This window comes from Rhodoferax sp. GW821-FHT07F03 (genome assembly GCF_059418745.1).
Genome location: NZ_JBWKQM010000001.1, coordinates 122,034 through 140,329, shown reverse-complemented (window position 1 = coordinate 140,329; position 18,296 = coordinate 122,034). Strand labels below are relative to the sequence as shown.

The following is an 18,296-nucleotide window of genomic DNA, read 5'->3' as shown; positions in this document are numbered from 1 at the left end:
GCTTGCGTCTGATGCGAACACCGCTATTTCCGCTATTCGTAGCAGAAATAGCGGAATGTGGTTCAGCTGGTGAGACGTTCAACGCCACAGGCGTGGTACTAAACAAACAGTGCCTGGTAGCCATCCCCCCCACTGGCACTGGCTCGCCAATACTGTCCCCACCGTCAGTTCCAGGCATTTTTAATGCTTGCGAATGACACAGACACCAATCCGGCTCTCAAGAAAACTAGCGCATCGGCCCATTTGATGCAGGAGGACGCCCTCGACGAGGTACGTTTGGGTCTAGCGGTTTAGGCATCCAGCTCTTACCGAAAGTACGAAACTCACCGGAATCTGTTCTGCCTGACTGGATATCAAACGCAGTACATTTTTTGGTCAGGTAGGCAGCAACCTTCTCGATTAGATTAATGCGTAATGGCACATCATCACGATGAATCATGCCAATACCCAAGCAACCTTGATTCCGTAATTTGTCCTTATCGAAGTTGCTGATATAGCACTGGCCGCATCCTTCGGTAATCGTGTTCCATACATCACGAATAGCCAGACCTATTCCAATATCATCTCGACGCACAGCACCGTTGTATAGCGCAAGTAAGTGGTAGTGATAGCCACCTTCTTTTTCACTGTATTCAAGACTCCAAGCGTAGCCTAGCAACCCTTCAAATACTTCCGGATGATTCCGTCTATCACCGAGTAGTTGTTCACGATGCATCTGTACGACTTCAATCGGTACTGCATTAGCCACTTCCCTTTTGTAGCTCAAATCTACACGCAACACCAGTATCCGCGAATGGTACTCAAATAGCCGGTTTATCAGCTTCGTTAGTTCTGATAGATTGCGTTTGGCACTATAGAGCAGTTCATCTAGTGTTCGATGATCGTACGCTGTTGTGTTAAATACAAAATCATTGAAATAGGAATGTCGTTGATTGCTGTTCATTTTAAAAGCACCTGCTTAGTTGATAAGGAAACCGCATCGATCTTCATCAATGCATACAATCTATCAACGATAGTATTTTTTACATCACAGGAGATCGTGCATGCAATCACATTAACCTGCAGTCATGATTTAACAGATAGCCAATCCAACATCAGACACTACGAACTTTGAATACTCCTCAAGCATACTCAATACACACCAAACAAATTAATCCGGTATATATTTAATATACAACCCCATATTCATGCTTAATACATACACTCAGTATATACCCAACGCATCCGCATGTATGCTTAATACATTCAGAATACTTTCAAACCAATAATACAAGAAAATCAAACACTCGTGTAGCAATGAAGACCCGCTGAAGCCTTCACGCTTAAATCAAATTAAACCATCCAAACCTCTACTCCAGAATTATGCAGAGATAATCTATAATTCAGCCATGATGAACACATTTACACAACGTGGTTCAAATTCCTCGAATTCGTTTTTTAGTTTCTTACTAAGACAATGGCAATATACTGATACATCACCGTGCCCTACGAATGCATGGCATTCACATCGCCCTCGTAAGTGCCATATCGGCTAGATTCTTGAAAACAAACTACACCCATGTGTAAAAAAAACAAGTACCGATCATCAGCTTATCGTGGGTAAAAATGAATGGCGTTGCTCATGTGGCAACTGATCAGCCGCGGTGCCACAGATTGGAAGACGACAACCAACGAGCAATTCATCCAGATCGTTGACGCCTACATCCACTGATATAATAAAAAACGCATCAAAATATCCCTTGGCTTATCTCAGCCCCCTCGATGCCGAGCGAGCGTTGGACTTGCGGCTTAAACCAGCCCAAGATTTCCGCCGCCCCCTAGAGAAGGTCTACAAACCCCCAATTTTTAATAGATCGTGGCTTGGAACCTATTGATTTTTATGAATCAATATTTCTGAAAAACGGGTTTTGCAGAGGGTCCCTATTAATTAGAATTGGATCAGCTCTAACATCTACGCTTTATAGTGTAATTTTCCGTATAAACGGCTTTCAATAGAAGAACGGGTCGCTGCGTGCTGCGTTTTGCATACGTATATTCATCCTTACCTGTAAGGGCTCTTGCTCATCATTATTTTTTCAATTTACACGTTCTCAAAACGGAATATTTTTTCCTGGAATATTAATTTGATGGTGCCGGTATCCAGCATGCTTTTTTCGACAATTATTTCTGCCATGCCCGGGTCACGGCACGCCTCGTTAAATAGTTCATCGCGATAAATCAGCAGGATCGTATCGGCGATGTCAGCCAAAGTTGCCGATCCATACAGGTCATATTTAGTGGGACGGCGATCTTTGCGGCGCTCAAATTTTTCGTCACCAGACTTTACGTCACTCGTTAAAAGAATGGGCATATCTAGTTGGCAGGCTAGGTGTTTCAAGCCTCGTGCATTTTGATCAAAGCGCGTCCAGCGGTCGGCTGAACTCATGCGTTCAATACCATCGACCCACGGTAACCCATCCACAATAATGATGCCTTTGTTACCATTGCGCTTTACGAAGTCGATGGCGTTTTCCTGCAGCCCCTCAAAGCTCAAGTTAACATCATCATTAATCTCAATAGATTGAGGCACACACCTTAGCCGTTCAATCAGTTCGGCCAGCCGTACCCATTCTTCATCGAACATTTCACCGTTAGCCAAATGGGAGTAGTGAATACGACCATTGGATGACATCATGCGTCGCGTGACATCTATGGCGCGAGTTCTATAAGAAAAAAGCATCACTGGAACCTCTTCGTGAACCAGTAGGTGTTCCGCAATATTGAGCGCAAAAGATGTTCGACCAACTCCAGGCCGAGCCGCGACCAGGATCAACTCTCCTGGTTTGAGCCCGTTGGTTACTAAGTCCAGTTCGGAAAATCCTGTGCTCAGCCCGATCACAAATGGAGTTTTTTCTGCCTTGCTTGTAATTTGGGTGTCAGCAAGCTCTTGCACTTGATCGAGAACACCGATCAATAGTTTCTGAAATTGATTCTCTTCGATTGGCACTGTGGCTGTTCTTTCGTTAATTAATTAGTTCATGCTATCTGACAAAAACATCTCTGCATTCGCGCGTGGGAGCTCATTGCGAGACGAATGTAGGCACGGATTCCTGGTCACTAACTGGGTTAGCTCCAAAGAGGCCAAGGGGCAGATCAAGTCGAGGGAATTACTGCGCAAAGCATACACAGGTCAGGAGGTAACGACAGTTATGCCGCGTTCGAGATGCCCGTCAATTCCCCCAGCTGGTCCTATATGCCGAAAACGCGCTGGCTTCATTGCGCCGAAAACAGGGTGGCTCCTATGTGCCGAAAACCAATTGGCCTGTATGTGGTGAAAAGTGACACGGGGGGTATGCGTGATGGCGAGCATGCAGGGCTTGGCCAGTCGATGGCGCCATACGCGGCTGACCATCCAGGAGTGTTAGCTGAGAAAATAGCGAGGGTCAGGCCTCATTCAACCACTTCATGGGTACGAGCTTGACCCCGTCTCGCCACTCGCGCAGCCCAACCACGCCTGGGATATCACCCCACACATCGCGGGACGCGTGGTCTAGCACGATCAGTTGCAGCTTGCCCTCGGCCTTGAGCACGACCTGCCCCATGACCTCGAATGCCTTGCGAACGGCATCGATGTCTTCATCCCGAAAGAGCGGTTCCTCGACCTTTTCATCCGGACGTGTCACAACGCGCTTCGGAAAGTACACCTGGCTGGGCTGGTCCAGGACCATAAAGCCGGGAACGGGACTGCTCGGCTGGGCCAAGTAGAACTGGTGCAGGGCCAGCAACATGGCCAGGTGGTAGGAGAGCCAGTTGGAGCCGCTGCCGATCTCGGACAGGTAGTCATCGCGCTCCGCGCCCCGCACCTTGATCGTCAGGTCGCTGATTTCGAGGGAGATGGGGTCATCGGCGTTCTCCACATCCAAGGAGGGCAAAAGGCGACCCGCATGTGTGTTGACCGCGAGCAAGGCTCGGCGCTTACGGGAGTCGACATCCTGCTCGCGAAGTTCCGCCTCTAACCGCTGAACGATCTCCCGCAATCGGGCCACCTCATCAACAAGTTCACTGTCGCTGCCCAGGCGCCGGTGAAGATCGAGGGCGGACTCGAGGTTGCCGACAAATCGCTCAGCTTTCTTCGCTGCGAACTGACGTTCACTCGCCTCCTTAGAGCGACCGGACAAGGCACGTTTGCGAATCTGAACAGACCGTAACCGCTCAGTCGTCTGGCCCACTTCGGCCGTCACGCGCTGCAGTTCACGATCAAATGCGGCGGGCACTTCCTTGTCGACGCCGGCCTCGGCTTCGACTTCTTCCAATCGCGCTGACAGCACCTCCAGCTTGCGTTTTGCCGAATCGGTGTGACTGCCACACATGGGACAGTCTGCTGCATCATCCGTGTGTGAGACCAGCCAACTGGATAACTTGAGACGTCCCCGCTGAAGCCCTATCGCCGCCTCATACTGATCGACGCCGGAGCTCATGCGGTTCATTTCCTCGAGCCGATGCCTCAGCGTGGTCAACTCTCGCGACACCTCGCGCTCCTCAGCATCCAGGCCACTGAGCTCGCGCAATGCATCAGAGATCGTCGAGGTGCTGACGGACAGGGTCAGATCCGTGCGTGCGACGACCTCCTCCAACAGCTCGATCATTTGCCCTCGCGTGGGTTGTTGCTCAGACTTGGACGTCAAGCCCAGCTCTTGGGCTTCGCTGAACTTGACCATCAGATCCGCCAGCCAGCGCGCCGACACCTGCTGAGCATCCTTGAGCTCACGCTCCTTGCGGCGCAATTCCTGACGTGTACGGCCCAGCTCGAACTGCTTTGCCATGAGGGCCGGCGTCACTGCGCCCAGCACATAGGGAAATATCTTACGCAGCTTCTCGCGGTGCTCGTAAGTGTTAGTCTTAAAAAACAGCACGTCCGGGTTGGCCACGATGTTCTGCGGCTGAAACGTGAACGCAGCAAGATCCCGAAAGCTCGGGCGGCCGTCAAAACCGGTCGAGTCGTCCCCGCCACCGGTGAAGTCCAGCTTCGACAGGCCGGCGAGGTCATCCAGCAGCCGCTTCACAGCGTCGGCGTTCGTATTCTTGACGATGCGCAGCGGCACCTCGGTAATCCTGTCGGCTTCCATCAGAAACATGTCATCGGTGCTGCGCTGCGCGCCGGGCTCACGGCGCGCCAGCAGTTTGTCGCCCTGATCGGTCGCCACGACAACGCCGAACCACTCGCAATACTTGCGGATGGTGTTAACGGGAATGGAACACGTGCTGGAGCCGAGGCAGTAGTCGATGATGGGGATGACCGCGGACTTGCCCGTCCGTGACGCGCCGCTGATGACGTTGACCTTGCCCAGATCGAACTGCAGCCGACGCGGCTTGAATTCGGGGTTCCGGGGCCAGAGCACGATCGCGCGAATCTGGAAAAACATCAGAGCCTCACCTTCAGCGTTGTTGTTATCTCGTGCAGCGTAAGCTGCCCACACCAGGCGCCGAGCTTCTCTGCATCCGCCAAGAGCTGCTTCACTTCGTCAGGCATGCCCCGCGCCCTGGTCCGCGACAAAGGAACCGCGCTACCCGCATCCGTGAGGTAGATCAGTCGTCCCGCGGTGGCCAACTCGATGGACTGCAAGCTCAGCACACGCCATCGCAAAGCGCGATCATGAAGTTGGAGCAGCAAGTCTTGCTTGGAGACAGCCGAATCACCGAATTTGGCCGCAAAGGCGCGAAGGCCCGAGCTGATCCTAGTACGTTGCAGTAGCTCGGCGGTCGCCTGGTGCAGAACGATGGGCAACGTAAGGAAGAGCACCGGCAACGGTGGCGGGTCGCCCGCAGCCTGGGACTCGACGTAGCCACAGCAGAACCGCCATATGACGGCGGCGCCCAATGCCGGGTTCTGGATGTTTTGTACCTCTCGTACTAGCATCGTCACGCCGCCTTTTTCGCCTTGAGGTGCTGCTCGTAGTCGGGATGCCATCCGATCGAGAGATCATCGGCCAGTCGGTGCAAGCAGCCCGGAATGAAATGCTCGGGCGGGTCCATCGCCTGCACTGATGCGCTGACCTGCATGCAGTCGGCATACAGCGCCTGCCCCTGCTGGTCCTGCGCTTTGCCGGAGTGCGCGACTTTGCAGGCAAGTCGCTTGTTCTTCCAATTTCGCTTGAGGGTGGCGTCGAGGTCATCAAGCGACGTCACATCCACCTCGCCGCGCACGGCCCAGTCGGTGCGATCCGCGGCAGCCATCAGGTAGTCGCTCACGGCCTCGAGCTTGTCTTCGAACGTCATGCCGATGATTTCGAGCTGTTGGACGAAGATCTTGGGCAGGTAGCCCTGCGACTCGTCCGAACTCGGCGCCTTCGCGCGACTCAGCAGCACTGTCTCCCGATCGATCTTGCGAACGTAGGCGTCATACGCAACCTTGAATTCGTCTCGTCCGATGATGGCAGGCCGATTTGCCTCCAGGAGCTCGTCCACGCGGCGCTTCACGAAGCCGCACATGTAATCTGCGATGTCCCGGACCTTGCTTGGCGACACCGGATGGGTGCGGATGACGGCTTCGATGTCAGCCTGCGGGCTGCCGGAGCCGCAGGTAAGCCGGAAATTCTTGATGACTCGCGCCACCAGATCCTGGTCAGCATCGAAGACCTTCTCAACGTAGGAGGCGACTTCTGAAGCGACGTCACTTCGCTGCGCGAAGGTGGGCGCCTCGCCCCACAGCGCGGTACGAGCCTGGAGAATGGCAGCGCGGGCGGCATCCAACGTCGCAGCCTCGGCGAGCACATGGACGATCACGCCTGTCACCGGCCGCGACACGTAAATCTCGAAAAGTGTTCTGTCCGGATCACAGCCGCCTTCCGCGGCCAGGGTGACCCAATTTGACAGCGTCTTCCAAAGCGACTTCGCCCGATCTGCCACCGGGTTCGCGGTGAGCGCGCTCTTGCTCTGAACCAGGTGCACACCTAGCTGCGCATGTTCTTGGGCCACGTCGTCCAAGACCTCCATGCTGCAGGAGCTGCCCTCGGGTACCACAAGCAGGAGATGCAGCAGTCGGGTGTACTGGAGCCCGTAGCCCAGCGCCTGACCTGGAACCTCGGTTTTACGTCGTGACCGCGAGGCTCCCCTACCCGTCGATGTTGTCATTCAGCTCCCTGACTTAATTGCAACATGATCTTACATGTATGGTGGCATCTGCTCGCACGCGGCATGCTGCATCTGGGCATCGTCGATATGGCAATAGCGAAGCGTCCTCGAACGCGTCTGGACTGCTGATGGGATGTGAACCCGAGAGATTCGGGTCCAGATTACTTCGAAATTGAACAACCTCCCTGGATCCGCCACTGGCGGCAGCGCAGTGCCAGCCGGGACATACGACAGAAAGGGGAACGCTCCAACGCTGCTCTCCATCGCGCACCAAGCGCATTCAAATGCGTCTTTTGGGGTCATGGTGCAAATCAACACAGACCTGTTGCGACGAAGACGTCAACAACTGGATCTTCATCAAAATTAATGAAATATTTTTCCTGGGTGTCAATTTCCACGCAAACCTAACCCGGTGATGGACCTGCGGCACTTCGGCATGGGCAGCCCATTATTATCTTGGGTACCCCCCAAAAAAAGCGACCATCACCTCTCCGGCGTATACGAATACACCCAATCCGAATACTTCTTGCTCCCGGCCAATCCTGCGAACGGGTCTTCAAAGTTACTCGTTTTGATGGGCGCTTTCTCGGACGTACTGGAAACACCCCGTATGCCGCCTTGTGCATCCATCACCAAACGCCAGTCCCGCGTACCCGTCATCGGGTCCACATAGATCTGGCGCAGATGCCGCTTCTTGAACAGGAACCGGCTGTCTTCCAGCAGATCCTGCAAGCGCGCAGGATAGGTCTTCACCAGACCCGGCGAGCTGAGGTAGTAGCTCTTGATGGCCTGCGCAAACTCCGCCCCAATCGACAGCAGCGCTTCTTCCCGTTCTCGCTGGCGCTGGGTGCTCCATACCTCGCTGGTGGCCGCCAGCGCCACACCCATGAAGGCCACAAAGAACAGCATCGTCAGATACACACTGCCGCGCATATGCATCGGCATTTTCTGGGGCGCAGCAGTGCTACCTGTGCGCCAGGGCGCTGTATGAATTTTCCGCACGCTAACCACCGGATATGTCACAGCTCGCTAAAAAGCTTGCCGTTGCGCGCAGAGCCCGGCGCCGCACTCTTCACATCCACGATGCCTGGATCATCAGGATCCGTCGAAGGCACCAGAATCCAGCTATCCCGAGATCCCGTGATCGGGTCCACCGGCACACGGCGCAGATAACGCTTGCCCACCAGCTCGTCCAAGGTCTGGGGGTATTTGCCGCTGTCGCCGTGCATCTTGTCAATGGACACCCGCAGTGCATCCAGGTTTTGTTCCAGCACCGCCAGATTGGCCTTGTCCACGCTGCCTGCGTAACGGGGCGCAGCAATTGACAGCAGTGTCCCCATGATGGCCAGCACCACCAGCAACTCGATCAGCGTAAAACCCCGGGCGCCATGGCCCAAAGGCCGCCCACGCCCACGTCCATGCTTTTTCATGACAAGCTCACCATGATTTGTACGCTTGGCCATTCAGCCCCACCTTCGGTGACTGGGAATACACGTCGAAGACATCCGCGCCTTCCTTCGGTTCTTCGTAGCTGGAGGCATAGCACCGCTTTGTCCAGGTATCCGCAGCCGGCAAGGTCTCATCCTCGTTGAACGGATCGCGGGGCAGACGCCGTAAAAAATACAGCTTCCGAGGTTTGGTGCTTCCGTCCATGGTGGGAGGCTTCGCATCGGCAACCCCTTCCACCAAGGCATCCAGGGTCGGAGGAAATCCGCTCTGGTCCGATTTCAGGAGAATGTGCCCGGTGTCCGCTGCCCGCTTGTAGGCATCGATAGCCACACGGATGTCATGCAATGCCTGGCGCAACTGCGCTTCCTTTTGGCGGCGCATGGCCATGTGCGTGAGCGGAAACACCGCGCTGGCCAGGATCGCCACGATCACCACCGTGACCAGCATCTCGACCAGGGTGAAGCCATGCGCGCGCCGCCCGCGATACCGGGCGCAGGGAACGGCGAACGCTACCAGTCTCATGGCTGCGCGGATGCCGCAAGGCCGGTGAAGGGGGCAGGCATGCTGACCGTTGGCGGCGCAGTGCCGCCCACCACGGGTTCCGCCATGAGGACCTTGAGTTCCGAAGGCATGGAGCCTGTCGGGCGCAATTTGATATTGAACACACTGAACTCACCCGCCCCAGCACCTATCGCATCATTGCGGATGGCTGTCACAAAGATCCGCCCTTTCACCGGGTCCACGCTGTTGGAGAAAGTGGTGTTGGCGCCATCCCGCTTGAAATACCCCCCCTCCTCCACCGCAAGAATCTGGTAGGCCGCGGGATCAAAGCTGATCTGGGCAGGCAAGCTGCGCATGGTGCCATCCGCTTTGGCCACCAGACTGACGCTGAAGACCCCGGCCTTATCGGCCGCAGAGGCCTTCCAGCTCAGCTCCACGTTCTTCGCGGGCTCCAGTGGCAAGGCCGTCGGTTTTGCCGCCCTACCAGGCGCAGCATCCGCGCCATTGGACGTGCTCTTGTTTCCTGCTCCACCAGCGCTAGCGCCTCCGTCAATGTCCGGCATACGCAAAGCGGCTTCCGTGCCCGACCAAAACTGGGTCAAGCCGGCGCCTGGCAGTACCAGGTTGTGCACCAGATGCGGCGTAATGGCCAAGACCAGTTCCGTGCGGTTCTTGGAATCGCTCTTGGAGCCAAAGACCCGGTCCAGCACCGGCATATCGCCAATGCCCGGGATCCGGTTGCTGCTATTGCTCTCCTGGTCGTTGATCAGTCCTCCCAGGATCTGGGTCTCGCCGTCGCGCAGGCGCAGCCTGGTCGAGGCATTACGGGTACCGATCTGGTAGGTCTGTGTTCCGTTAGCCATCGTGATCGTGCTGGTCACGGAGCTCACTTCCAGATCGACCTTGATACCGATATCGCTCTTGAGGCGGATATCGGGTTGCACCTCCAGTTTGAGTCCCACATCCAGGTAATTGACGCTGGGGGATATCACGCCGGTAGAGGTAATGCTGTTGGTGATGACCGGCAATTTGTCGCCAATCATGATCTTGGCGGTCTCTCTGTTCTTCACCCGGATACGGGGATTGGCCAGGATGTTGCTGTCGGTGATGGTCTTATTGAGATTCAAGGTCGCCGACAGGGAGGAAACCCCGACGGTGCTGCTGTTGATCTGGCGCAGGTCCGAAACCGTCAGTCCATTGCCGGAATTCGATGACAAAGGTGTCAATGCCACGGAAGCCGGCCATTGGATACCGAGCTTTGTCGCATTGGCACGGTCCACCTCCAGGACCTCGACCTCCAGCATGACCTCCGGCTCCTGGATGTCCTGCATGGAAATGATTTTCTCAGCGGCAGCGATGACATCTGGGGTGTCGCGCATGATCAACAGGTTCAGCTTTTCGTCGATCACCGTGTCCTTGGTTTTCAGGATCGTCTTCAAGTTGGCCTGCACCTGCTTGACGTCCGAGTTTTGCAGATAAAAGCCTTTGACCATGAGATCCTGGTAGACCTTGAGCTTTTCCGGCAGACTGGGGTAAATCAGAACCGAGTTGGCATTGAGCACTTTGAATTCCAGCTGGTTGGCGTGCAAGATCATCTTGACGGCTTCTTCCAGCGATGCGTTGCGGACCGATACCGTCACCCGCAAGTCCGGACGAACGTCCTTGTCCATCAAGAAGTTCACGCCGTTGGAGCGGCCCAGCACATCCATCACCATCTTGAAGGCCGCATCCCTGAAGTCCAGGCTGATGGGATCTCCCTTGGGGAGCTTCAGATTCATTTCGCCCATCAGGCGACGCCCTGTCGCACTGGACACGGCTTCGTCGATATCTTGCTGCAGCAGGTTGGCAGCATAGTGGCCGGGGTTTTCCGCCAACACCTGCTTGGTCAGGGCGGCGGCCATATTCACATCCCCGGCTCTCAGAAGCGTTTGGGCCTCTGCGATGAGTTTGCTCTGGCGTATCTCCTTGGGCAGCTGGACCAAGGCATCCTGCGCAACCGTATTGGCGGTATCGACCCGAAGGATGTTCTCGTACACCTTGCGGGCGTCGTCAAACCGGCCTTGCTGCTGCAGATCACGCGCTTGCATGAGCAAGCCCTTGGAGTAATTGCCCAGCCTGGAAAAATACTGGGTTGCCGCCTCTACATTCTCCGGCTCGGTATCCACGACTTTTTTAAGAACGAGCAGGCCTTCTTCGTTGCGTCCTTGCTGGAAGAGGTTCTGGGAGGTGCGGTAATTGCCGCTGGCACAGGCCGCCAGCAAGGTAAGCGCCAGGAGCGCGACAGTCCTGGCCATGGCGCTACGCGCCCAAAGGCTGGGGTGGTTGACTTGCAATTCAAGGTCCGATCTGAAGGGTCTGCCGCTCTGACAGCGGAAGATATTGAAACACCAGGACATCGCCTTCGATGCCCACGAATCGGTAATTGGCATCGATGCTGTCCCCGGCGCTGACAGAAAAAGATTCGTTGCCTCGCCCCAGAAACACCACCACGCCGGAAGAAGCCGCGACAGCCTCTTTCGTACCCGGCTTCGCTGCGGACGATTTCGGTGACGCGTCCATCTTTCCCAGGTACTGGAAAGGCAGCGGAGGTGCCGTGGGCGCCACCACGGGCGGGGGAGCCACTGGCTTGGGCGGGGGTGGAAGTACCACCGCCAAGGGTGCAAAGGGATCCACCTGTACAGTGGCTTGCGCGCGTGCGGTCGCGGACAGGCCTTGGTCCACAGCACTCGCCGCAAACATGGAGGGATTCGAGATGGCCGACACCGGTTCAGTGGCGGTCTCTCTGTCTCCGCTGTGCTGCGAAGCAGGTTCCGCAACCGTGGTGCCCTTTGCCTTGGTGGTCGCATGGGAAGACGCTGGCAAGAGATCCGCCGCAGCGTCTTCCTGCCAACGTGTCCACAGCGCTGCCGCCACACTCCCCGCCAGCGCAAGCCACAGTACCAGGTTGCGCACACGCGTAGATGCCGGCCCATGCTTATGACCACGCACTTGTACGGAAGATGCCCGGTCCAAACTCACGGCACCTCCCGCATATAAAGCGTCAAATGCAGCTCCACCGCCAGACGCCCACCGGGCACGCTCTCGCGGGTGATATTCATCGCATCGAGGGACAGGGAGGGATGGGCGACGAGCAGATCCCCCACGAACGTGCGGATGTCCTGGTAGCTACCCTTTACCGGCCAGTCAATTTCTAAAGCCCGGATCGGCACACCGAGCGAGGCCCCCGACATTCCTGCGTCTTTGCTGGCCCAACGGAACTGCCCCTGGGACAAGGCGATATTGCGCTTGGGCGCGGCATCGTAGATCTCGCCCAGAATGGCGCTGCGCTGGCGCACGTCGGGGAAGAACTCCAACCCCGCTTGCAGTGGCAAGGCCTGCTTGCCCTGGTCTGACTCCGCAGTGCTGCGGCTTTCCGCATGCTTAGCACTCTCGGCATCTGTTTGATCGGTCAAGGCGCCCAGTGCCGTGCGCAAGGGCTCCACCACCTGGACAATGCCCAAGGCACTGACAAGCAACAACACCAGGCCCGCAGCCAACATCCAGCGCCCTGACGCGAACCCGTTGCGGCCCATCCATGCGAACTTCTGCATCGAGTATGACGCCCACCCACGGGCACTCCGTAAAACGGTCTTCATGGAACGAGACTCCCCGAAGCAACATTGCGGGGGGCCGTCTTCTGCGAATTGGCATCCCACTTGGCATTGATCTCAAAATGCACCGTCCGCAGGGGGTCCTGCTCGTTCACCTGGTAGCTGGACAGGTAGGGATCACGCAACTTGGCGCACTCTGTCGGCACCGGCGGGGTCGCCGTCGGCGGCTCTGCGGCTTGCGCGGTCGGGGCTGTGGGCACAGGGGCCTCCAGTGCATCGACAAAGCGCGTAATCGCCTTGAAGCTGCGTGCATCGCCGGACAGGTGCAACTCACCGGTCGCAATGTCGGGGGCAATCGCCGACAGGGTGATATCGGGATTGGTGGAGGACTCGATGCAATGGAACAGGTTTTCCCAGGGGCGATCTAGTGCGGTCTGGATTCTTTGCAGGTACACGGCCTGCGCTTTTTGGGTATCGCTCAACACGACGGGCGCACGGGGCTGGCTGGCTTTTTGAGCATCCTGCTCCAGGCGGGTCTGGAGTTCGGACAACTGCTGCGCCAGGTGTGCATAGGTCGCCCCGGCTCCCACCAGCAGCGCGATGCCCGCCAGCAGTAGGCCGCGATACCACATGGGCGTGGTCCGGTTTGCCATTGCAAAATCAATGGCAATATCCATGCGCCTGCGTGCACGGCCCGAGGGTCTGGCCTTGAAGGACGCGGAATCCACCAGCTTCCGCGTGGCGCTGCGCAAATCCCAAGGCCCATCCCCCGACAGCACAAAAATCCCCGCGTGGTCAGACTGGCCATCCCGAAGACCGTTCGCAGCTTGTCCTTCCAACCCAAAAACCATCAGACAAACCTGCGGATCCACGAGCCGCTGCAGCAGTATCTCGCGCCGGGTATAGCGCAGGGCTTGCTCCAGATCACTCTCGCACTGCAGGCTGCGGATACCCTGGCTGGTGGATATCTGCGTGGAGCTTCTTGACTCCAAACTTGGCGTCTCGTGCCGGCTCCAGGACAGCGTCAATGTGCCAGCCTGCAGCGTTGCCAACAGCAGATCCGAGGCAGGTGCTTTCGCGCGATTCAGCACTTGCGTGAAGCGGTCCACAGCCAATGCGTGGGTCGGCATGAACGACCGCAGAACCGATCCCCGGGCCTTGAGTGCACGGGCCAGCCCTGCCTGCCAGGTGGGCGAGACCGCTGCCACCAGCTGTCCGTCCCCGAATCGCGCGCGCCCATGCGCCAGCAGCCATGCGTGCGTGTCCGCATAGAGGGCGGAAATCCTGGCAGACAAAAGCGCTTGGCGCTCAGTCAAGGACACACGGGAGCCCAGCCAGGGAATGGAAGACCAGCGTATCCACTGGTCGGCCAGGACCACGGTGCACGGCGCGACCCGCCATGCTGGGGGTAACTGCAGCAGCAACTGGCCGAGGGTTTCGCAACTGGCGCTGACCACGTCTTGCGCCAGTGGCACCTGTGCCTCCCACTGGCCCAGAATCTGCACAACTTTGCGCCCTTGGACCACTTGCAGACGTACCCTGTCAGGCGAGATGTCGGCCACGATGCGACGGGCGCGGACACGCGCCACGGCCAGCAGCCAAGGTCGCCGCACCCCCTCCAGCATGCGCGTGGACACAGGTTTAGAAATAGAGGGCAGCATGCTGGACATCGGTAGCACTCAGTACTGCTGCGCGAAGCTGACCCGGTTGATTTCTTCCACCGTGGTCCACCCTGCCAAGGCCGCCTGCACCGCGGCATCCCGGAGAAACACGGTTCCCTTGGAGCGGGCCAGGTCCTTCAGAGCCCGTATCGGGGCACGCGCAATGATCATTTCGCGCATCTCGTCGTCCAGGATGAGCAGTTCAGAAATCGCCCGACGCCCCTTGTAGCCGGTGCCACGGCAATGGCCACAGCCTCTGCCTCGGAACAGTTCCGGGAGCACCGCGCCGCAGTCCAGCCCCAGCTGTTCCTGTACCTCGGCAGCGCTCAATACATGGGGTTCGCGGCAATGCGGGCAGATGGCCCGAACCAGGCGCTGTGCCAGCACGCCGTTCAAGGCGGACACAAAGCTGAAGGTGTCCACCCCCAAATGGATGAACCGGCCCAGCACATCGAATACGTTGTTGGCGTGGACGCTGGTGAACACCAGATGCCCGGTCAGCGCCGACTGGATCGCGATCTGGGCGGTCTCCGAGTCGCGGATTTCTCCCACCAGTATCTTGTCTGGGTCATGGCGCAGGATGGAGCGCAAGCCCTTGGCGAAGGTCAGACCTTTTTTTTCGTTCACGGGGATCTGCAATACGCCGGGCAGCTCGTATTCGATGGGGTCTTCGATGGTGACGATCTTCTGGTCACCGCTGTTGATTTCCGTCAGAGCCGCATACAGCGTAGTAGTCTTGCCGCTGCCTGTGGGGCCGGTGACGAGCAACATACCGTAGCTTTCCCGGGCCAGGTTTCTGACCTGGCGCAATATCCGGCCCTCGTAGCCCAGCAACTCCAGGCTCAGGTTCTGCATCTGGTTGGTCAGGGACAGTTTGTCCAGGATGCGGATCACCACGTCTTCGCCAAACAGGCTGGGCATGACCGAGACCCGGAAATCCACATCGCGCTGCCGTATCCGCAATTTGAAGCGTCCGTCCTGCGGGATGCGCTGCTCGGAGATGTCCAGCTCGGCCATCACCTTGATGCGGGACACCACCTGCGCCGCCGCTTCACGTCCGGGCATCTGGCCCGCGCTGCATAGCACGCCGTCAATACGGTATTTAATCTTGAGTCCGCTGGCCAAGGCCTCCAGGTGGATGTCGCTGGCCTGGGCTTTCATGGCATCCAGGATGGTGGAGTTGACCAGGCGCACGATGGGGCTGGATTCCTGTGAGATGCTTTCCAGCGACACGTGGTCCACCGCATCGGACGCATTGACCGCATTACCCGCCTCCGGCTGCACATCCGACAATGCCTTGTCCATGGCCTGCAGCCGCCCTTCTTGCATCAGGCAGTAGGCTTGCAGGTCAGACGGGTGGACGACATGCCATTGAATTTGCCACTGGATACGCGCCTGTTTACCGTCCTGCTGGCCCGCTTGCACCTTGTTCTGCAACCAGGTTTGCAGCTCGGTATCCAGTGGGTCCGCGAGCGCCACGACAAGGTCGATCAGTGACATCGGCCGGCGAAGAACCAGGCAGGCTCTCTTGCTGGACTCCGTGAAACTCAGGACAGAGAAGTCCGGTTGCAAAGCATCCAATTCCTGCATGGACAGCACCGGCAGATCCAGTGTCAGACCCAGGCGTAGCGCACAGGTAGAAGGGACCTCGTTCAGCCGCTCGCCGAGCAAGGTCCAGAACGCGGCAATGTCCTTGCCTGCACTGTCGCGGGTGCTGAACAGGATGTGGGCGGGTATCGGCGCATGAGGGCTGGCCTGCGGCGCACCCAATCCCAGGGCATGCGCCTCCATACGGGACGCAGCAACAACGATGTCGTTCATTGGATGCTGCCCGCCAGTTCAAAGATGGGCATGTACATCAGGATGATGATGACGCCAATCGCCAACCCGATCACGACCATCAGAATCGGTTCGAACAGCCGAGAAAACCAGGCCACCGCACGGGAGACTTCCGCATCGTAAAAGCCGGCAATCCGGTCCATGACCTGGGCCAGCTCACCGGAACGTTCACCCGAGACCAGCAGGCGTGCGCCCACGGGGGTTGCCAGGCCATGGATGCGAAAGGCGTCGGACACGGCCTGGCCCTGAGAGATAGCTTGCCGGGCTGCGGTCAGCCCGGATGCCAGCGCAGGTTGCAGCAACAGGTCGGCCGTCATGTCCAGGGCGCGCACCAGGGGAATGCCGCCGGACAGCAGCATGGACAGGGTGCGGACGAACTGGGCCAATTGGTAGGTTTTAAGGTATTCACCGATACGGGGCATCGCCCACAGGCGTTGCACCAACCAAGCCCGGACCGTGAGACGGCTGGCGACATAGCCCGTGGCGACAAACAGCATCAATCCCAGAATGCCAATCGGCAAGAGATGCTGGTTCATCAACAGGCCCCACTGCATCAACCAGCGCGACAGGACCGGGAGGTGGTCACGCCCGACGTCGTCATAGATCTGGCTAAAGCGAGGCACGACGTAAACCATCAGGAACAAGATGACCAGTCCGCCCACCGCCAACAGCAGCGCCGGGTAGATGCTGGCCGCGACCACCTTGTCGCGCACGGCGGTGAGTTCGGTGCGGTAATTGAGGTAGCGGCGCAGTGCCTGCGGCAACTGGCCGGTACGCTCTGCAGCGCGGATGCTGGCAATCAACAGCGTCGGGAAGGTGGACTGGGTGGACAAGGCCAGTACGGCGTCCGTCCCATCCGCACATGTATCTGTAGGGTTTGCAGCGTGGCTGGCAGTATGGTGAATGGATGTGGGCGCACGTGTGTACAACGTGGTTCTGGCCAGGGCTTCGGACAAGGGGTGGCCTGTGCGCAATCGTTCCATGACAGCAGCCAGGACCTCTTGCAAGACGGGATCGCGGGCCTTCTCGTGCAGGATGTCCATGGACTCCATCAAGCCCATGCCCGCGTCCAGCAGCGCCAGCAGCTCCTGGCAAAAAAGCAGGACCGAGGATTCGCGGAATCGGGGGGTGAATGTGGGCATCCACGACACGTCGGCAGACCGCACCGACAGCACGGTATGGCCATGGGCCGCCACAGCATCGGAGGCGGCTTGTGCCGTGGCGGCCTGGATGACCTGCTCGCGCAGAGCTGCCGCGGAATACGCGCTACCGCTTTCGTAGGCTTTGACAATGAAGCGCATAGAGTGTCGGCCGCCATGGCGGGAGGAATATGGGAGCCAGGCCCCCTCCCCACCTACCAGTTGACGATAGCGGATCCCTGGTTGGCGCTGCCGGACTTGGCGTCGGGCCCATCGGAATACAGATCCACGTCCCCGTGCTCACCAGGCTGGCGGTAGTGGTATGCATTGCCCCAGGGGTCCAAGGGAACGGCTTTCTTGAGGTAGGGGCCTTGCCAGTTCTTGGCACCGGCAGGGGCGGTCATCAATGAGGCCAAGCCTTGTTCGGTGGTGGGGTATTTGCCGGTGTCCAGACGGTAGGTTTCCAGGGCTTTTTCTAATGCGTCGATTTGGGCTTTAGCGACTTTGACTTCGGATTTACCGACCTGGGTGAAGTAGCGGGGTGCGACGTAGCCAGCCAGCAGGCCGATGATGACCATGACGACTAGGAGCTCTAGGAGGGTGAAGCCTGCAATCGAAATCCAGTTTCTTGATTTCGCAATTTGCTTTTTGCAAATCGCGTTTTCTTTTTTATATGGAACCATCAAATATGCCCGTCGCAAAATCAAAGGCGCCCTCATTCAATCGCTGTGCTTCTATTGCACTCATTCAGCGTTAACTCCCCATCAATCGAAATCACGACCTGATTCCAGGTCTACAGTTTTTGCCCAAACTATCCTCGTTGCTCTCGGACTAGCTTGCTCAAAACTTCAGCAAGTTCAATTGCCTCATGCTCGGCAAGCTCAATGGGATCTTTGAATTTACTGAGAGTTTTTAAACAAATAGACCCACCGGGCTCCAGCCAAACCGCGATTTCGCCACTAGCAAGTTCGTATACATGAGGTGGTTTTTCAGTATTCATATTTTGA

Annotated in this window: 16 protein-coding genes; all 16 read right to left on the bottom strand. The window is 57.5% G+C overall.

The window, feature by feature from the left end; translation table 11 throughout:
• Positions 1–226 precede the first annotated feature (226 nt).
• Entirely contained in the window at positions 227–943 is a 717-nt protein-coding gene (locus AC07R0_RS00600; RefSeq protein ID WP_495103380.1) for a YagK/YfjJ domain-containing protein, read from the bottom strand.
• Between the two features lie 1,137 nt (positions 944–2,080).
• A complete protein-coding gene (locus AC07R0_RS00595) occupies positions 2,081–2,986 on the bottom strand; it encodes a DnaB-like helicase C-terminal domain-containing protein (protein WP_495103379.1) in 906 nt (301 codons plus the stop codon).
• A 436-nt stretch (positions 2,987–3,422) separates the two neighbouring features.
• Entirely contained in the window at positions 3,423–5,402 is a 1,980-nt protein-coding gene (locus AC07R0_RS00590) for a DUF3732 domain-containing protein (RefSeq protein ID WP_495103378.1), read from the bottom strand.
• Positions 5,402–5,896 (bottom strand): three component ABC system middle component, encoded by a 495-nt coding sequence (locus AC07R0_RS00585; protein ID WP_495103675.1) that lies wholly within the window; start codon positions 5,894–5,896, stop codon positions 5,402–5,404. Before AC07R0_RS00585 ends, AC07R0_RS00590 begins: the two co-directional genes overlap by 1 nt.
• A 2-nt stretch (positions 5,897–5,898) precedes the next feature.
• Entirely contained in the window at positions 5,899–7,110 is a 1,212-nt protein-coding gene (locus AC07R0_RS00580; RefSeq protein WP_495103377.1) for an ABC-three component system protein, read from the bottom strand.
• Between the two features lie 483 nt (positions 7,111–7,593).
• Positions 7,594–8,055, bottom strand: coding sequence for a type II secretion system protein (locus AC07R0_RS00575; protein ID WP_495103376.1), 462 nt, complete (start codon positions 8,053–8,055; stop codon positions 7,594–7,596).
• A gap of 74 nt (positions 8,056–8,129) precedes the next feature.
• Complete coding sequence (locus AC07R0_RS00570) at positions 8,130–8,540, bottom strand: type II secretion system protein (RefSeq protein ID WP_495103375.1); 411 nt, start codon at positions 8,538–8,540, stop codon at positions 8,130–8,132.
• 7 nt (positions 8,541–8,547) lie between these two features.
• On the bottom strand, positions 8,548–9,081 hold the full coding sequence (locus tag AC07R0_RS00565) for a prepilin-type N-terminal cleavage/methylation domain-containing protein (RefSeq protein ID WP_495103374.1): 534 nt from the start codon (positions 9,079–9,081) through the stop codon (positions 8,548–8,550).
• Complete coding sequence (locus tag AC07R0_RS00560) at positions 9,078–11,354, bottom strand: secretin GspD/PilQ domain-containing protein (protein ID WP_495103373.1); 2,277 nt, start codon at positions 11,352–11,354, stop codon at positions 9,078–9,080. The genes AC07R0_RS00565 and AC07R0_RS00560 overlap by 4 nt, the downstream gene beginning before the upstream one ends.
• 40 nt (positions 11,355–11,394) lie before the next feature.
• Positions 11,395–12,078 (bottom strand): hypothetical protein, encoded by a 684-nt coding sequence (locus tag AC07R0_RS00555; RefSeq protein ID WP_495103372.1) that lies wholly within the window; start codon positions 12,076–12,078, stop codon positions 11,395–11,397.
• Positions 12,075–12,695 carry a hypothetical protein gene (locus AC07R0_RS00550; RefSeq protein WP_495103371.1) on the bottom strand — a complete coding sequence of 207 codons (621 nt, stop codon included), beginning with the start codon at positions 12,693–12,695 and terminating at the stop codon, positions 12,075–12,077. Before AC07R0_RS00550 ends, AC07R0_RS00555 begins: the two co-directional genes overlap by 4 nt.
• Positions 12,692–14,311 (bottom strand): hypothetical protein, encoded by a 1,620-nt coding sequence (locus AC07R0_RS00545; protein WP_495103370.1) that lies wholly within the window; start codon positions 14,309–14,311, stop codon positions 12,692–12,694. The genes AC07R0_RS00550 and AC07R0_RS00545 overlap by 4 nt, the downstream gene beginning before the upstream one ends.
• A gap of 18 nt (positions 14,312–14,329) precedes the next feature.
• A complete protein-coding gene (locus tag AC07R0_RS00540; RefSeq protein ID WP_495103369.1) occupies positions 14,330–16,132 on the bottom strand; it encodes a GspE/PulE family protein in 1,803 nt (600 codons plus the stop codon).
• A complete protein-coding gene (locus tag AC07R0_RS00535) occupies positions 16,129–17,451 on the bottom strand; it encodes a type II secretion system F family protein (RefSeq protein ID WP_495103368.1) in 1,323 nt (440 codons plus the stop codon). The genes AC07R0_RS00540 and AC07R0_RS00535 overlap by 4 nt, the downstream gene beginning before the upstream one ends.
• 53 nt (positions 17,452–17,504) lie before the next feature.
• Complete coding sequence (gene gspG, locus AC07R0_RS00530) at positions 17,505–17,972, bottom strand: type II secretion system major pseudopilin GspG (RefSeq protein ID WP_495103367.1); 468 nt, start codon at positions 17,970–17,972, stop codon at positions 17,505–17,507.
• Positions 17,973–18,100: 128 nt separating this feature from the next.
• Complete coding sequence (locus AC07R0_RS00525; protein WP_495103366.1) at positions 18,101–18,289, bottom strand: hypothetical protein; 189 nt, start codon at positions 18,287–18,289, stop codon at positions 18,101–18,103.
• Positions 18,290–18,296: the final 7 nt, after the last annotated feature.

Coding starts and splice junctions, on each gene's coding strand:
- AC07R0_RS00580 (WP_495103377.1), bottom strand. CDS start 7,110: ATGACAACATCGACGGGTAGGGGAGCCTCGCGGTCACGACGTAAAACC.
- AC07R0_RS00545 (WP_495103370.1), bottom strand. CDS start 14,311: ATGCTGCCCTCTATTTCTAAACCTGTGTCCACGCGCATGCTGGAGGGG.
- AC07R0_RS00540 (WP_495103369.1), bottom strand. CDS start 16,132: ATGAACGACATCGTTGTTGCTGCGTCCCGTATGGAGGCGCATGCCCTG.
- AC07R0_RS00575 (WP_495103376.1), bottom strand. CDS start 8,055: ATGCCGATGCATATGCGCGGCAGTGTGTATCTGACGATGCTGTTCTTT.
- AC07R0_RS00550 (WP_495103371.1), bottom strand. CDS start 12,695: ATGAAGACCGTTTTACGGAGTGCCCGTGGGTGGGCGTCATACTCGATG.
- AC07R0_RS00525 (WP_495103366.1), bottom strand. CDS start 18,289: ATGAATACTGAAAAACCACCTCATGTATACGAACTTGCTAGTGGCGAA.
- gspG (WP_495103367.1), bottom strand. CDS start 17,972: ATGGTTCCATATAAAAAAGAAAACGCGATTTGCAAAAAGCAAATTGCG.
- AC07R0_RS00565 (WP_495103374.1), bottom strand. CDS start 9,081: ATGAGACTGGTAGCGTTCGCCGTTCCCTGCGCCCGGTATCGCGGGCGG.
- AC07R0_RS00560 (WP_495103373.1), bottom strand. CDS start 11,354: ATGGCCAGGACTGTCGCGCTCCTGGCGCTTACCTTGCTGGCGGCCTGT.
- AC07R0_RS00585 (WP_495103675.1), bottom strand. CDS start 5,896: ATGCTAGTACGAGAGGTACAAAACATCCAGAACCCGGCATTGGGCGCC.
- AC07R0_RS00535 (WP_495103368.1), bottom strand. CDS start 17,451: ATGCGCTTCATTGTCAAAGCCTACGAAAGCGGTAGCGCGTATTCCGCG.
- AC07R0_RS00590 (WP_495103378.1), bottom strand. CDS start 5,402: ATGTTTTTCCAGATTCGCGCGATCGTGCTCTGGCCCCGGAACCCCGAA.
- AC07R0_RS00600 (WP_495103380.1), bottom strand. CDS start 943: ATGAACAGCAATCAACGACATTCCTATTTCAATGATTTTGTATTTAAC.
- AC07R0_RS00570 (WP_495103375.1), bottom strand. CDS start 8,540: ATGAAAAAGCATGGACGTGGGCGTGGGCGGCCTTTGGGCCATGGCGCC.